General features: G+C 36.2%; 16 protein-coding genes and 1 pseudogene. 11 read left to right on the top strand and 6 right to left on the bottom strand.

The genetic code is table 11. The features are described from left to right. Window position 1: 1 nt before the first annotated feature. Genes lysS through gatC form a run of 4 tightly spaced genes read right to left on the bottom strand, consistent with a single transcriptional unit; the run spans window position 2 to window position 2952 of the window. A complete protein-coding gene (gene lysS / locus DMC01_RS02335; RefSeq protein ID WP_142692690.1) occupies window positions 2-1606 on the bottom strand; it encodes a lysine--tRNA ligase in 1605 nt (534 codons plus the stop codon). Next, window positions 1606-2076 carry a Fur family transcriptional regulator gene (locus tag DMC01_RS02330; protein WP_142692689.1) on the bottom strand — a complete coding sequence of 157 codons (471 nt, stop codon included), beginning with the start codon at window positions 2074-2076 and terminating at the stop codon, window positions 1606-1608. Before DMC01_RS02330 ends, lysS begins: the two co-directional genes overlap by 1 nt. Window positions 2077-2087: 11 nt before the next feature. Beyond that, window positions 2088-2660, bottom strand: coding sequence for a CvpA family protein (locus DMC01_RS02325; protein WP_142692688.1), 573 nt, complete (start codon window positions 2658-2660; stop codon window positions 2088-2090). A gap of 10 nt (window positions 2661-2670) precedes the next feature. Beyond that, complete coding sequence (gene gatC / locus DMC01_RS02320; protein ID WP_142692687.1) at window positions 2671-2952, bottom strand: Asp-tRNA(Asn)/Glu-tRNA(Gln) amidotransferase subunit GatC; 282 nt, start codon at window positions 2950-2952, stop codon at window positions 2671-2673. A 117-nt stretch (window positions 2953-3069) separates the two neighbouring features. On the opposite strand from gatC, the gene DMC01_RS02315 reads away from it, so the two are divergent. Genes DMC01_RS02315 through DMC01_RS02290 form a run of 6 tightly spaced genes read left to right on the top strand, consistent with a single transcriptional unit; the run spans window position 3070 to window position 8546 of the window. Further along, entirely contained in the window at window positions 3070-3618 is a 549-nt protein-coding gene (locus tag DMC01_RS02315) for a hypothetical protein (protein WP_142692686.1), read from the top strand. Then, on the top strand, window positions 3615-4610 hold the full coding sequence (locus tag DMC01_RS02310) for a hypothetical protein (protein ID WP_142692685.1): 996 nt from the start codon (window positions 3615-3617) through the stop codon (window positions 4608-4610). The genes DMC01_RS02315 and DMC01_RS02310 overlap by 4 nt, the downstream gene beginning before the upstream one ends. A 41-nt stretch (window positions 4611-4651) precedes the next feature. Further along, entirely contained in the window at window positions 4652-5284 is a 633-nt protein-coding gene (locus tag DMC01_RS02305; RefSeq protein WP_142692684.1) for a type III pantothenate kinase, read from the top strand. A gap of 24 nt (window positions 5285-5308) precedes the next feature. Beyond that, window positions 5309-6652, top strand: a complete 1344-nt coding sequence (locus DMC01_RS02300) for an FAD-dependent oxidoreductase (RefSeq protein WP_142692683.1) — start codon at window positions 5309-5311, stop codon at window positions 6650-6652. 56 nt (window positions 6653-6708) lie between these two features. Next, entirely contained in the window at window positions 6709-8154 is a 1446-nt protein-coding gene (pyk, locus tag DMC01_RS02295) for a pyruvate kinase (RefSeq protein ID WP_142692682.1), read from the top strand. Between the two features lie 2 nt (window positions 8155-8156). Further along, window positions 8157-8546 carry a hypothetical protein gene (locus DMC01_RS02290; RefSeq protein WP_142692681.1) on the top strand — a complete coding sequence of 130 codons (390 nt, stop codon included), beginning with the start codon at window positions 8157-8159 and terminating at the stop codon, window positions 8544-8546. A 25-nt stretch (window positions 8547-8571) separates the two neighbouring features. On the opposite strand, the gene DMC01_RS13110 is transcribed toward DMC01_RS02290, so the two are convergent. After that, entirely contained in the window at window positions 8572-8715 is a 144-nt protein-coding gene (locus tag DMC01_RS13110; protein ID WP_185908619.1) for a hypothetical protein, read from the bottom strand. Between the two features lie 26 nt (window positions 8716-8741). Beyond that, window positions 8742-8897 (bottom strand): annotated as a pseudogene (locus DMC01_RS14705) (IS1595 family transposase); the annotation flags it as partial. Between the two features lie 291 nt (window positions 8898-9188). On the opposite strand from DMC01_RS14705, the gene ribH reads away from it, so the two are divergent. The 5 genes from ribH (at window position 9189) to DMC01_RS02265 (ending at window position 13066) form a co-directional block, all read left to right on the top strand. Then, window positions 9189-9659, top strand: a complete 471-nt coding sequence (gene ribH, locus DMC01_RS02285) for a 6,7-dimethyl-8-ribityllumazine synthase (protein WP_142692680.1) — start codon at window positions 9189-9191, stop codon at window positions 9657-9659. 1 nt (window position 9660) lies between these two features. After that, window positions 9661-10053: a transcription antitermination factor NusB gene (gene nusB / locus DMC01_RS02280; RefSeq protein ID WP_142692679.1), complete on the top strand. Its 393-nt coding sequence runs from the start codon at window positions 9661-9663 to the stop codon at window positions 10051-10053. Further along, the gene (pyrF, locus tag DMC01_RS02275) at window positions 10050-10730 is read left to right on the top strand and encodes an orotidine-5'-phosphate decarboxylase (RefSeq protein ID WP_142692678.1); all 681 of its coding nucleotides are present in this window, start codon (window positions 10050-10052) and stop codon (window positions 10728-10730) included. The genes nusB and pyrF overlap by 4 nt, the downstream gene beginning before the upstream one ends. A 293-nt stretch (window positions 10731-11023) precedes the next feature. Further along, window positions 11024-12232: a saccharopine dehydrogenase family protein gene (locus tag DMC01_RS02270; protein WP_142692677.1), complete on the top strand. Its 1209-nt coding sequence runs from the start codon at window positions 11024-11026 to the stop codon at window positions 12230-12232. Between the two features lie 399 nt (window positions 12233-12631). Next, window positions 12632-13066 carry a hypothetical protein gene (locus DMC01_RS02265; protein ID WP_142692676.1) on the top strand — a complete coding sequence of 145 codons (435 nt, stop codon included), beginning with the start codon at window positions 12632-12634 and terminating at the stop codon, window positions 13064-13066. Window positions 13067-14174: the final 1108 nt, after the last annotated feature.

The following is a 14174-nucleotide window of genomic DNA, read 5'->3' as shown; positions in this document are numbered from 1 at the left end:
TTTACTCCTTTTTTTGTGCCAAATTTTCTTTAAAATTTTCGTTTTTGCTTGAATTTTTTGCTGAATTCTCACTTAAATTCTCATTGAAATTCAAGGCTTTTGCTGAATTTTCGCCTTGCTCGCTCTTTAAAGGGCGCATAGCTGGGAATAAAATCACATCGCGAATGGATTTTTTACCCAAAAGTAGCATCACAAGCCTATCTATGCCTATGCCCTCGCCTGCTGTTGGTGGCATCGCGTAGGCAAGGGCATTTACAAAGTCCTCATCCATCTCGCAAGCTTCCTCATCGCCAGCACGCTTTGCCTCCACTTGCTTTTTAAAACGCTCATATTGATCCAGTGGGTCGTTTAGCTCATTAAAGCCATTTGCTAGCTCTTTGCCAGCTATGAAAAGCTCAAACCTTTCGGCTATTTCAGCATTTGCCTCGCTTCTGCGTGAAAGTGGGCTAATTGAAATGGGAAAATCCGTGATAAAGGTGGGATTAACTAGCTTATCCTCCACGAATGTGTCAAAAAGCTCGGCTTGTAAATGCCCTAAATCAAGGCTTTCATTCACCTCAACGCCCTCGCTTTTTAATTTTGCTAAAATCCTTTCTTTGTCATTTATCAAATTTTCATCTAAATTGCCATACTTAATCAAGGCATTTTGATAAGAAATTCGCTCAAATGGCTTTGAAAAATCGATTTTAAGCCCATCAAATTCCAAAATCTGCCCTAAATTCAGCTCTTTAAGCAGAATTTGTAATAAATTCTCCGTTAAATCCATTAAATCCTTATAATTATGATAAGCCCAGTAAAACTCAATCGTGGTAAATTCAGGGTTATGCGTCAAATCCATACCCTCGTTGCGAAAGCAGCGATTTATCTCAAAAACAGCCTCAAAGCCCCCTACGATGAGACGCTTTAAATGAAGCTCAGGGGCGATTCGCAAATATCTATCAACCCCAAGTGCATTGTGATGAGTGATGAAAGGCTTTGCGTTTGCACCACCTGCAATGGGGTGCATCATAGGCGTTTCCACTTCTAAAAAGCCTTTGTCTTCAAAAAATTTACGCACAAGGCTTACTATACGCGAACGCAAGGCAAAATCGCGGCGAATGTCGCCATTCATAATCATATCTAAATATCTTTTGCGGTATCTTGTCTCAATGTCGCTAAGCCCGTGAAACTTCTCAGGCAAAGGCGTGATAGCCTTTGCAGCAAGTTTTAACTCCCTTAAATGCAGGCTAAATTCGCCTGTGTTCGTTACGAAAGGATAGCCTATTGCTAAAACTATGTCGCCAACTTCTAAATTCTTTTTAACGAGCGTGTAAAATTCATCTCCGAGCGCGTCTTTGTTAAAATAGATTTGAAGTGAGCCGCTTTCATCCTCGATATTTGCAAAGGTCGATTTGCCAGCCACCCTAAGCAGTTTAAGCCGTCCTGCTAGGCTTAAATTCACGCTTTCATCGCGTTTTATTTCGCTGTCTTTTATATAGCTGAATTTTTCGCGAAATTTGGCAATGCTTATTTCCTTGCTTAAAAAATGCGGATAAGGGTTGATTCCGGCACTGCGAAATTCGTTCGCCTTAATGATTTTTTGCTGTTCGAGCTGGCTTTGAAACATTAAAATTTCACTTTGCCTTGGTTGTTGCAAGTTTCGCAAATGCCATAAAGTTGCATCAAATGTCCTGTGAGCTTGAATTTATGTTCCTTTGCGATTAGGGCTTGTTGTCTTTCTACTATGGAGTTTTCAAATTCAACGATCTTGCCGCAGTTTTTACAAATCAAGTGGTCGTGGTGAGGCTTGTTTGCAAGCTCAAATTTTTTCCCAGCAGCTCCAAAGCTAAGAGATGTTACCATTTCTGATTCTTCAAGCAAATTCAAGGTTCGATAAACTGTGGCTATGCCTATATTTAAATCGGGTTCTCTTTTTTTAACTTCCAAATACAAGGCTTCTGGGGTATAGTGCATATCGCTATGATAGAGTATTTTAAGCACAACCTCCCTTTGTCTTGTGTATTTAAGTCCGCTTTCTTTGAGAATTTTCTTAAATTTCTCCAAAAGCACATCATACTCCATATTTTCTATAAACATTTTTTCTCCTTTTAGTGTGTAGTGTTGTTTTCAGCTGTGTTTTCTAGCTCTTTGCTTTCTAGATCAAAGCTATTTATGGTCTCATCTATGCCCTTTTTAACTGAGGGGTTATTCATTATAAAGGCACCTGCCTTTTTGAGTGTGGGTAAGATGAAGCTTCCTTGGGTGTATTTATCAAGCTGCTCGTCAAAATAGCTAAATCTTCCTATGCAAAAGATGAGTATGGCAAAGATTAAAAAGATCTTAGCACATCCAAACAAAAAGCCACCCAAGCGGTTTAAAAAGCCAAGCCCACTCATAGTAACTAGCTTTGATAATAAAAGCCCCATAAGTAAGCAAAGTATCCAAAAGATGATTAGGATTACAAGAAAGCCAGCAAAGAGCATAAGATCATCGTTTGCGATCTTATAAATTTTACTATCTATAAGCTGACCTACTGTTTGAGAATATCTAGAAGCAAGTAAGACACCACCTATGATGCCCAAAAGCCCAAAAACTTCCTTCACAAGTCCGCTGATTATGCCCCTTAAACCTAAAAGAAAGGTAAAGGCAAGTATTAGTATGTCAAACCAATAAAGATTCATCATCTCTTCCTTACTCTATAATCTTTGGCACCAAAAAAAAATGCTCCTTTTGAGCAGGAGAGTGCTTTAAAAGAGCCTCGATTACCTCAGAGCTTTTAGGCTCATCCTTTCTAAAAGGAAGCTTTTTTGTCTCTAAATTTGCTTTAAGCTCTTTAAGATCAAGCTCATTTAGCACCTCAACAAAGCCCACGATCTCACTAAGCTGATCCTTAATCTGAGCCCTTTTGTCATCTTGGATAATTATAGCACTTAATTTTTCTAATTTGTTTAATAATTCACCGTCGATCTTCATTTTCTCAGTTTATCCTCTTTGAAATTTCAAAAATCATTATAACATAAAATTATCATTTTTTAAATTATTTGTAATTTTTTAATGTTACAATAAGCCATTTGATTTTAAGGATAGACAATGAGTTTAAAAGATAATCTACAAGCTGTTAAAAGCCGCTTAGGAGCTGAGGAGCAAATGATAGAAAATTTTATAAAAGGAGAAAGATTTTTTAGAAAATACAAATTTATCATCCTTTCCTTGCTTGGCATTTTTTTAATTTTTATTATTTATTATTATGCAAGTAGTGCCTTTAAAAGTGCTGCTGTGTCAAAGAATAATGATCTTTTTATGAGCCTAATTGATAATCCAACCAATAGCGAGAATTTAGAGCTTCTTAAAAAAAATAATCCAAACTTATATGTCATCTTTTTGATGTCTTTGGAGGATTCAAATGCCTTGCAAGAGGCCTTAAATTTAAAGCTTGATCCCTTGGTTAAGGAGATATTAAATGCAAATTTTATGGCTGATTCTAAATTTTTAAAGGAGTATAAGCTTATTTTGGAGGCTTATGAGCTTTTAAAGGAGGGTAAGATCGAGGAGGCTGATCTAATCTTAGCTCAAATTCCTCTTAATTCTGAGCTTAAAGATCTAGTCAATAATTTCAAGCATTATAAGGGCATTAAATGATAAGGCTTTTTACTTTTTTTGTGTGTCTTTTGCTCTTTGCTGGCTGTGGGACCAAGAGGCAGTATTTTGAGCCTGAAAGGATAGAGGGTAAATTAAGCTATGATAAAAAATTAAAAGCCGGTATCATTGATACAAATTTAAATTACGCAAGGCTTAAAAATAGACAGGTTTTAGATGGCTTAGGGGTGATTGAGAATTTTTCTTTGCCTAAGGGCTGGATGCTTTTAAGGCACGAAGCAGACGAGTTTGTAATAGCTGATAGGGAAGGAAATTTAAGGATCTTAGATACTCAAAACGAGGAGCTTTATTCTTATAAATTTGACGCTGCTGTTTTAAGCGTTGCCTTAAGTGGGGATGATTTGGCCCTTGTTTTGGCTGATAACACTATCATCTTAGCAAATAGAAGCCTAGGCATTAAATTTAGCCAAACCCTTGCTGCTGCACCAGCCCAAGATAGTAGGGTAGCCTCTCCTCATTTTTTTGAAAGCATTATCGTTTATCCAAGTTTAGATGGAAAGTTACTTATAGTAAATAGGCAAAGCCAAAGGATAATCAAAGATGTGCTTGTTTCAAGCGAGGAATTTTTTAATAATATCATCTATCTTGATGTGATTGAAGATACTATGATAGCAGCTACTAGCAAGAAGATAGTAGTGGTAAATCCTACTGAGACCTTTTCTTTGAATGAGGATCTTAGAACTGTGATCCTAGCTGATAATTTTATCTTTATTTTTGCTAAGAATGGTAACATTATCAAAACAAATTTAAATTTAAATAAGCTAACTGAAAGAAAATTTAAATTTGCAATATATAATGATAGCACTGTTTATGATGGAAACTTATATGTGTTTGAAAAAACTGGGTATTTGATTAAAAGTGATTTAAATTTAGAAAAGATACAGGTTTTTAGGCTCAAAGGCGCTGTAAATGAAAAATCCTTTATGCAAGAAGGTAAGTTTTATTATTCTAATAAGATTTTGAATTTATTATAGTAGGGTTTAACTGTGAAGGCTCTAAGATGGATTAAACTATTATGATTTTATGTGATATAGGAAATTCTAGTATTAATTTTTTGGAGGATCAAAAATTTAGCTCAATGAATGTAGAAGAATTTTTAGGCTTTCAAAGCGAAGAAAAGATCTTTTACATAAGCGTAAATGAGGGCTTAAAAGAACACACAGCTGCAAAAAGAAATTTCATAAATTTAGAGCCTTATTTTCAATTTGATACCATTTACTCAGGTCTTGGCATTGATAGAGTAGCAGCTTGCTATACTGTGGCTGATGGGGTTGTTGTGGATGCAGGAAGTGCCATTAGCGTAGATGTTATCTCAAATCATATGCACCTTGGAGGCTTTATCTTGCCAGGGCTTGCTCATTATAGAAAAACCTATGCTGAGATCTCTCTTAGATTAAAATGTGAATTTAATACCCAAATAAGCCTTGATGCCTTGCCTCAAAGAACTGTTGATGCTGTAAGCTATGGCACCTTTAAGGGAATTTATTTGCTTATTGACAATGCTGCTAGAAATAGAAAGCTTTATTTTACCGGTGGGGATGGGCAGTTTTTGGCAAATTTTTTTGATAGGGCTATTTATGATAAGCTTCTTGTTTTTAGAGGTATGAAGAAGATCATAGAGGAAAATTCACAACTTTTATTTAGCTGATTGAAACTTGATTAAGGAGAAGAAATGAAGGAATTTGATGTTGTTGTAATTGGTGCTGGCATCTCGGGTGCGGCTTTATTTTATGAGCTAGCAAGGTATACGGATCTTAAAAATATAGCCTTGATTGAAAAGTATCACGGACCGGCTACGCTTAACTCTCGTGCAAGTAGCAATTCTCAAACCATACACTGCGGCGACATAGAGACAAATTACACCATAGAAAAGGCAAGAAAGGTAAAGCCTAATGCAGATATGGTAGCTAGATATGCAGTGGCTAAAAAAGAGGAGGGCAATACCTTTGTATACTCTCATCAAAAGATGGCTTTGGCTGTTGGGGATGAGGAGTGTGAGTATATGAAGGGTAGGTTTGAGCAGTTTAAGGAGCTTTATCCTTACTTGCAGTATTTTGATAAACATAGAATCAAAGAGCTTGAACCAAAGGTTGTTTTAAGCAAGGATGGCACTGGTGATAGATCTGAGAATGTAGTAGCTATGGGAGCCTTAGAGGGAGATAGCTACACTACGGTTGATTTTGGCAAGATGAGCGAGAGTTTAATAGAAGATGCTATGAAGGAGAACAAAAATACCTTCGTAACCTATAATCAAGAGGTAAATAAGATAGAACAAAAAGACGGTGCCTTTCATATCTACACAAAAAGCTATGAGGAATTTGTAGCAAAGGCTGTTGTTGTAAATGCTGGAGCACACTCACTTTACCTAGCTCACAAGATGGGAGTAGGGCTTGATAAGTCTTGTTGGCCTGTGGCTGGTAGCTTTTATATGACTAAGAAAAAGCTACTTCGTGGCAAAATTTACACAGTGCAAAATCCAAAGCTTCCCTTCGCAGCACTGCATGGAGATCCTGATATGCTCTTAGATATGAATACGCGCTTTGGTCCAACAGCACTTGTTATACCTAAACTAGAAAGGTATCACGGACTTAAATCTGTGCCTGAGTTTTTTTATACCTTAAAATTTGACAGCAAGATAGCCAAGATCACATTTGGTATGATGAAGGATGAAACAGTTGGAAAATACATACTTTCAAACTATCTTTTTGAAATTCCATATTTTAACAGAATCTTTTTTGTAAAAAATGTCCGAAAGATCGTCCCTAGCCTAAAAGCCAGTGATATAGAGTACGCCAAGGGCTTTGGCGGCGTTCGTCCTCAGGTTATAGATAAGATAAAAGGAGAGATTATGCTAGGCGAGGCTAGTATAAATGAAATAGATGGGATTATCTTTAATATGACCCCAAGTCCTGGTGCTACAAGCTGTTTGGGTAATGCAAGAAGAGATGCTAGAAAGATTTGTAAGTATTTAGGCGTGAAATTTGACGAGGATAAATTCTACGAGGAGTTGATGTAGCTTGTATTTTTTTTGTTTCCAAATTTTGCTAAAATGTCCCTTAAAAAAGGGAAAAAATGCTTAAAAGAACAAAGATTGTAGCCACAGTAGGACCAGCAAGCGAGGATGAGAGTGTTTTAAGAGCTATGGTGAAAAGCGGTGCAAATGTTTTTCGCTTGAATTTTTCCCATGGCTCACACGAGTATCACAAAAAAAATTTACAAAGCATACGCAAGGTAGCAAGAGAGCTTAATGTCAGAGTTGGTATCTTGCAAGATATAAGCGGACCCAAAATAAGAACCACAGAGCTAAAAGAACCCTTTGAGCTAAAAAGCGGAGATAGGATAGATTTTTATAAGGAAAAGATTATAGGAGAAAGGCTTAGTGAGGATCATTACAAGCTTAGCATAAATCATCCTGAAATCCTAGATATGCTTAAAAAAGATGAACTAATTTATCTTTATGATGGAAGCATCTCAGTGCAAGTGCTTGAAACTAGTGCGAGTATCATTAAAACAGTTGTGCAAAATGATGGCTTTTTAAATTCAAACAAGGGCGTGAATTTTCCAAACACAAGGATAAATATAGATGTTATTACTCAAAAAGATAAAGACGATCTACTTTGGGGCATAGAAAATGAGGTGGATTTTTTAGCCATATCCTTCGTGCAAAATGCCCACGACATAGCTGAGGTTCGTAAAATTTTAGCTGAAAATGAGGCTGAGATTGCTATTTTTGCTAAGATTGAAAAATTTGACGCTGTGGAGAACATAGACGAGATTATAGCATCAAGCGATGGTATAATGGTAGCAAGGGGGGATTTAGGTATAGAGGTTCCTTATTATAAGGTGCCAAATATACAAAAGCAGATCATTCACAAGGCAAACTCAGCAAGTAAGCCCGTAATCACTGCCACTCAAATGCTTTTTTCCTTGACAAAGACCAAAAATGCCACCAGGGCTGAGATCTCAGATGTAGCAAATGCCGTCTTAGACGGCACAGATGCAGTTATGCTTAGTGAGGAAAGTGCCATTGGCATAGATCCTGCAAATGCAGTTGAGATAATGAGCAAGACCATCATAGAAACCGAAAAAAACTATCCTTACAACAAATTTGACAGCTTTATGTTTTGCAATGACACGGAAAAGATCATGCACTCAAGTGGGGTTTTGGCTATGGATTTAAACGCTCAGGCCATCTTTGCGCTTACAAGTAGCGGACAGTCAGCCCTTAAAATAGCTAGATACAGACCAAGTGTACCTGTCATAGCAGTAGCTCACAGCGAGAGGGTGTTGAATTCTTTATGTATAGTTTGGGGCATAGAACCTGCGGTTTTAATAGCTAAGAGCGAAGAGCTTATAGATCTTATATCAAATGCCATAAAGGCTACTGTTAAAGCAAAGCTAGTGGATCTAAATAAAACCTACATACTAACAGCAGGCTTTCCAACAGGAATTCGTGGCACAAGCAATCTTGTAAAAATCCTCAAAAAAGAACAAATTGAATACTATCTAAGCCTTTAAAAATGTTTTTTTCAAAAACTAAGATTCAAAAAAGCTACAAAAAGCTTATACAAAATGTGCAAATTTTACGCATTGAAACCGAGGATGAGAACGAGGATTTCATAGAAATAATATTTCCTTTAAATGAGGATTTTATCAAAGAGCTTAAAACCTTACTTGATAAGGGTGCAAAGCCAGATCAAGAGGATCTGGATTTTGTGAGGGATAATTTTGATTGTTTTGTTAAAATGCTAGAAGAAGCACCGTTTCATTATCAAGATGAGGATTACTCATTTGATGATAGTTTAGATGAAAATGGGTTAAGAGAGTGGATAAAAAATCATCCAAGAATCTTAGCCTTTCAAAAAATTTATGAACTACTTTGTGAAAAAACTAGCTTAAATAAAAACTAAAAATCTTTTTATAAATTTGCAAGGCTTAATCCAAGCTCACATAACTTAGCTTATAGCGATGAAAGTATATTACTAACTTAAATCTTTTATAGACTAAATTTATGATAGCCTTTGAAATGTTTTTCTTAGAGCTTTGCAAGGGTTTTATATGTGGTACAAGATATTTCAATAAGATCTTTTTTATTAATTTTAGGCTCAATTTAATTTAAGCGGATTTTGGCTTATCAATTTCAGCAAATTTTGATGAGAATTTTGTCTTAAATTTTTATCTTAATGTTATTTTTTTAAGTGCAGAATAAAATTTCTTCTTTTAATGCTTTTAAATTTAGAAAGCCTATGTTTAGCATAGCCTATTTTGCCTTACAAAAACACCGAGTAAAAATATATACATTTTTCTTAGCCTAATGGGACCCTTAATAACCATATCTTTTAATACACAGTTGCAAGTAAAGCAAGATAAAATGCTTTCAACTTTACCTAAATTTTTTAAAACTTTAAAAACTAAGAATACATTTTTCATTGCGTAAATAATGCCTTGAACTAGCTTTGATATTATTCAAGGTTTTGCCTTAAAGGGTCTAAAAATTTGCCAACTTTTTGTAAAATTCAAGCAAAATGAAAATTCGCTCAAAAGGACAAAAAATGACCATCATTGAAGGAAAATTAGCATTAAGTGGCAAGGAAAGATTTGCCATTATAAACTCCCGTTTTAATCACCTCATCACAGACCGCTTGGCAGAGGGTGCAAAAGACGCCTTTTTAAGACACGGAGGAAGCGAGGATAAACTCTCGCTAATCCTTGTGCCAGGGGCATTTGAAATCCCCTTCGTGCTTAAAAGTGCCATAGAAAGTGGCAAATTTGACGCCATTTGCTGCGTGGGTGCGGTAATTAGAGGCTCTACTCCGCATTTTGACTATGTAAGTGCCGAGACAACAAAGGGCATAGCAAATGTCTCCCTTAAACACGAAATCCCTGTGAGTTTTGGTGTGCTAACTACCGATACTATCGAGCAAGCCATTGAACGAGCAGGCTCAAAGGCTGGAAACAAAGGCTTTGAAGCTATGGTTAGCCTCATTGAAATTTTAAGCCTCAAACAGGCTCTAAAAGCCTAAGATGGCAACAAGGCATCAAGCAAGAAGGGCTGCTGTGTCCTTGCTTTACGCGAGTGAATTTAACGCTCAAAGCGAGGAGGGCGTGGCTGAATTTTTGGAGGACAAAAAGGTGCGTGGGACTCAAAGAGACTTTGTGCTTTCTTTGTATCAGGGCGTGCAGACGAATTTAGAGCTTTTAGACGCTAAAATTCAGCCTTTTATTAAGCAGACACAAAGACCAAGCATTGTAGAAATGGCGATTTTAAGGCTTAGTGCCTATGAGTTTTTTTACAGCGACACTCCAAAAGCCATCATCATCAACGAAGCCATCGAGCTTGCAAAGGAATTAGCAAGTGATAATGCCCCAAAATTCATAAATGCCGTGCTTGATGCCTTGAAAGGTGCGAAAAAATGAAGCTTTGCGTTGCCTTTGATATGGCAAGTAGCACTGAGTGCTTAGAGCTAGCAAAGAAGCTTAAAGGGCTTGATATTTGGCTAAAAATAGGACTTCGTAGCTATTTGCGAGATGGGGCAAGATTGCTTGATGAGCTTGGCAAGATAGCTGAATTTAAGGTGTTTTTGGACCTAAAACTCTACGACATACCTAATACTATGGCAGATGCTTGCGAAGAGCTTGCTAAAATCGGCGTTGATATGATAAATTTACACGCAAGTGCTGGTTCAAAGGCGATGAGCGAGGTGATGAGCCGCTTAAATGCCCTTTCAAAACGACCCTTGGTGTTAGCGGTGTCGGCACTTACGAGCTTTGAGGAAGCTGAATTTAAAGCCCTTTATAAACAAAATATAAATGAAGCCGTGCTTTGTATGTCAAAGATGGCTTATGAAAGCGGGCTTGACGGGGTTGTTTGCTCTGTTTATGAAAGCTTGGTTGTGAAAAATGCCACAAATTCAAGCTTTATAACCCTAACTCCGGGCATTCGTCCCTTTAATGAGGATAAAAATGATCAGGCAAGGGTGGCAGATCTTGCCACAGCCAAGGCAAATAAAAGCGATTTCATCGTTATAGGACGTCCTATTTATAGGGCTAGTAATCCTAGGCAAGTGGTTGAGAGTATCCTTTCTGAGTTATAAAAAGGCTTTTAAAAAAGTATTTCACATAGGCTTGTCAAATTGATCATTTTGAAAAATAGAATTTAGGTGGGCTTTAGTCGTAAAGCAAAAAGAACTATTTTTATAAAGAAGGATTCTTTGTATAAGAAGTTGTGTTTTAGCAAAAAACTTTGTTTTGCAATGCTTTATACAAGATCCTAGCATCACAAGTTTTTTAAGATGCCTTGCAAGATAGACAACAGTTTTTAAAAAATGCTAAATTTTTTATAGCAATTTTTGCTAAAATTCACATAAATTCACAAAAAGGACATAAGATGAGTCATATTTTAATCATAGGAGCAGGTGGGGTTAGTAGGGTAGCTACTGTTAAATGCGCGATGAATGCTGATATCTTCACGCAAATCACCCTTGCAAGTAGGACCAAAAGCAAATGCGATGAAATAGCTGCTTTCATAAAAGAGCGTTTGGGGGTTAGCATAAACACAGCACAAATAAATGCTGATGATAGCGAGGCTGTGGCTGAATTTGCAAGTAAGATAAAGGCTGATTTGCTTTTGAATTTAGCCTTGCCTTATCAAGACTTAGCCTTGATGGACGCTTGCCTTAAAGCTAAAATCCCCTACATTGACACTGCAAATTATGAGCACCCTGATTTGGCGAAATTTGAGTATAAGGAACAATGGGCGAAAAATGAAGCCTTCAAAAAAGAGGGCATTTTAGGGCTTTTAGGAAGTGGCTTTGATCCTGGCGTAACTAATGTCTTTTGTGCTTATGCGGCGCAAAATCTTTTTGATGAGATAAATTTCATAGATATTTTAGACTGCAACGCAGGGGATCACGGATATGCCTTTGCTACTAATTTTAACCCCGAGATAAATTTGCGTGAGGTAAGTGCCAAAGGGCGTTTTTGGCAAGAGGGCAAGTGGATAGAAACCGAGCCTGTGTCTGTTAAGATGCAGTGGGATTACCCAGAAGTTGGGGTGAAGGATAGCTATTTGCTTTATCACGAGGAGCTTGAAAGCCTTGTGAAAAATATCAAGGGGCTTAAACGCATTCGCTTTTTTATGACCTTTTCGCAAAGTTATCTAACTCATATGAAATGCCTTGAAAATGTCGGTATGCTAGGCATTAAGCCTGTGCTTCATAAGGGAGTAGAAATTATTCCCATCGAGTTTTTAAAGACGCTTTTACCTGATCCTGCTAGTCTTGGTCCTCGCACAAAGGGCAAGACCAACATAGGCTGCGTGATAAGGGGGCTAAAAGATGGCAAGGACAAGCAAATTTATATCTACAATGTCTGCCAGCACGAGGAATGCTACAAAGAAACGGGCGCACAAGCTGTTAGCTACACCACAGGCGTTCCTGCTATGATAGGTGCAAAGCTTGTTGCAAAGGGCATTTGGAGCGGAGATGGCGTGAAAAATATGGAGGAATTTGACGCAAAGCCTTTTATGGATGAGTTAAATTCACAAGGACTTCCTTGGAAAATTTTAGAGATGAAACCGAGTTTAGCTTTGGATTAAATTTGCGTTAAGCGTGGCTTTGTGCGTGAATTTTGGGATGCTTTTGTGTGGGCTTTTGAAGGTTTTTGTGTGAATTTGAATAGTGTTTGACACGAATTTTTACTTAAATTCAATTAAAATTCAGTTCCCACAAAGCATTGATTTATCGCATAAGCTTGTCATTGTATAAACTTCGTTTTATAAGAAAACTATGTTTTATTGAAAGAGACTTTGTTTGTAGGAGAAACTAGGCTTTGTCTGAGAAACTTAGCTTTGAGATACTTAGTGTAAACTTAGTATGACAAAGATTAATGTTTTTTTGAAAAGAACCTAAAATTTTTTGTGAAGTTTTCAATTTTTGTGTGTTTTTATAAAAGTATGTGAGTTTTTATGAAAGAGCTTAAATTTTAAGGAAAAACAGTGAAAAAATTTATCTTGCTTTCTTTGTGTATTTTAAACACGGCAAGCCTTGGCGAAAATGCCCTCACAGCCGCTAAGAGCCAAAGGCTTGAATTTAAGGCTCAAAGCAATGCCTTTGATCTTTATGCTGATTCTTTTGTAGCCTTTGATAAGGGTGTAAGTATAATGCAAAGCTATGAAAAGCTAGTGCAAATGCACGGCATACTCGATGAAAATAACTCAAATACCCCAAATGACTCAGCAGGATGTGCTTGTGTGGGCTTGACACCAAGCTTAAAATTATATGAGGAACTTAATCATCAAGGAAATAAATATATATGGCAGGATAAAAAACTCATCATAGAACGTAGGTGCTGGGGTGCTGGGGAGTATTATTTTGAGCTTGAAGCGGTAAATGGTGGGGTAAAAATAAGTACTAAATTTAGCAGAGATTAGGACTTTGTGTTGGTTCTGTGAATTTAAGCTTTTGAGAACATTTATTTAAAATTAACTAAACATTTGTATTTGATTAAAGATAGCATTTTGTTTAGAAAAATAAGGTGCTTTTTAACTTCGATCTTAAAACTGTCTTTAAATTATTAATTCTTCATAAGTCATTTATTAAACTGAGATAGTGTCAAATGAGGCTTAATTCAAGCCCTTGTTTTTATCATTTTTAAGAAGTTCTTATATAAATCTTGTTATAAAATTTTTCTTTACGTAAATGTAAAATTTAGATCAAGATCTTGGCTCAATTCAACTTAACAGATTTTTGACTTATACGCTTTAATAAATTTTGATGAGAATTTCGTCCTAAATTTTTTGTATTAGATCTAAGTTCTTTTAAATGAAGAAATTTTATTGGTGCCACGAACTTTGGTAAAGCAAACTAGCAAGGCTCATTTTACTTTGTAGTTATGATGAGTAGTGCGAAGCAAAAATATTAGTGAATTTTCTTTGAATTTTTGTTTAAAAATTAAACTTAGATCTTAGCGTTTAAATTTAAGGCTTAATTTAAAAACTACTCTAGGTTTTTGTTAGCTTAACACCAAGCTTTATCCTTACCCTTTTGGCTTTTTTACTCAAAGTTACGAACGAGGTATTGTAAAAATAGCTTAATTTCACCTTGCATTTTAGAGCTTTTTCACGCTCTTTGGCTATTAAATGTAGTGCGTAGGCTTTCTTGGCTTAAAATTTAAGCATCATTGTGCAAATTCAAAAATTCAGGCTCATTTATTTTCTCAAGCCAAATTTCATTTTGCCTTTTAGCAAAAACTTATTTTTATATGCTCTTTAACTTCGCACAAAGCTTGTATAAATTTAGGATAGATTTATTTGTGCTGTTTGTAGCATTTTGCGCTATGTGTGTTATCAATCAAGCAAATATAAGTTTGTGGCTTACAAGTTTTATCTAAGAGCAAAATGATTTATTGTATCTTTGCTAAATGCTAAAAATAACAAGCTTATATGCTAAAATAAAGCTTTCAAAAAGCGATTTTAGTTTTTCAAGGCTTTCACGCAAGGCAGAACTAAGCATAAAAAAACTAAATATAAAACATAACTA

Origin of the sequence: Campylobacter troglodytis, from assembly GCF_006864425.1 — a bacterium.
GTDB classification, from domain to species: domain Bacteria; phylum Campylobacterota; class Campylobacteria; order Campylobacterales; family Campylobacteraceae; genus Campylobacter_D; species Campylobacter_D troglodytis.
The sequence above is the reverse complement of the archived record's forward strand: the minus strand, read 5'-3'. Positions and strand labels throughout refer to the sequence as shown.

Excerpts from the sequence above, each read along its gene's own strand:
- gatC (WP_142692687.1), bottom strand. The coding sequence starts at position 2,952 with ATGAAGATCGACGGTGAATTATTAAACAAATTAGAAAAATTAAGTGCT.
- DMC01_RS02290 (WP_142692681.1), top strand. The coding sequence starts at position 8,157 with ATGTTTTTTTCAAAAACTAAGATTCAAAAAAGCTACAAAAAGCTTATA.
- DMC01_RS02305 (WP_142692684.1), top strand. The coding sequence starts at position 4,652 with ATGATTTTATGTGATATAGGAAATTCTAGTATTAATTTTTTGGAGGAT.
- pyk (WP_142692682.1), top strand. The coding sequence starts at position 6,709 with ATGCTTAAAAGAACAAAGATTGTAGCCACAGTAGGACCAGCAAGCGAG.
- lysS (WP_142692690.1), bottom strand. The coding sequence starts at position 1,606 with ATGTTTCAAAGCCAGCTCGAACAGCAAAAAATCATTAAGGCGAACGAA.
- nusB (WP_142692679.1), top strand. The coding sequence starts at position 9,661 with ATGGCAACAAGGCATCAAGCAAGAAGGGCTGCTGTGTCCTTGCTTTAC.
- ribH (WP_142692680.1), top strand. The coding sequence starts at position 9,189 with ATGACCATCATTGAAGGAAAATTAGCATTAAGTGGCAAGGAAAGATTT.
- DMC01_RS02325 (WP_142692688.1), bottom strand. The coding sequence starts at position 2,660 with ATGAATCTTTATTGGTTTGACATACTAATACTTGCCTTTACCTTTCTT.
- DMC01_RS02315 (WP_142692686.1), top strand. The coding sequence starts at position 3,070 with ATGAGTTTAAAAGATAATCTACAAGCTGTTAAAAGCCGCTTAGGAGCT.
- DMC01_RS02310 (WP_142692685.1), top strand. The coding sequence starts at position 3,615 with ATGATAAGGCTTTTTACTTTTTTTGTGTGTCTTTTGCTCTTTGCTGGC.
- DMC01_RS02270 (WP_142692677.1), top strand. The coding sequence starts at position 11,024 with ATGAGTCATATTTTAATCATAGGAGCAGGTGGGGTTAGTAGGGTAGCT.
- DMC01_RS02300 (WP_142692683.1), top strand. The coding sequence starts at position 5,309 with ATGAAGGAATTTGATGTTGTTGTAATTGGTGCTGGCATCTCGGGTGCG.
- pyrF (WP_142692678.1), top strand. The coding sequence starts at position 10,050 with ATGAAGCTTTGCGTTGCCTTTGATATGGCAAGTAGCACTGAGTGCTTA.
- DMC01_RS02330 (WP_142692689.1), bottom strand. The coding sequence starts at position 2,076 with ATGTTTATAGAAAATATGGAGTATGATGTGCTTTTGGAGAAATTTAAG.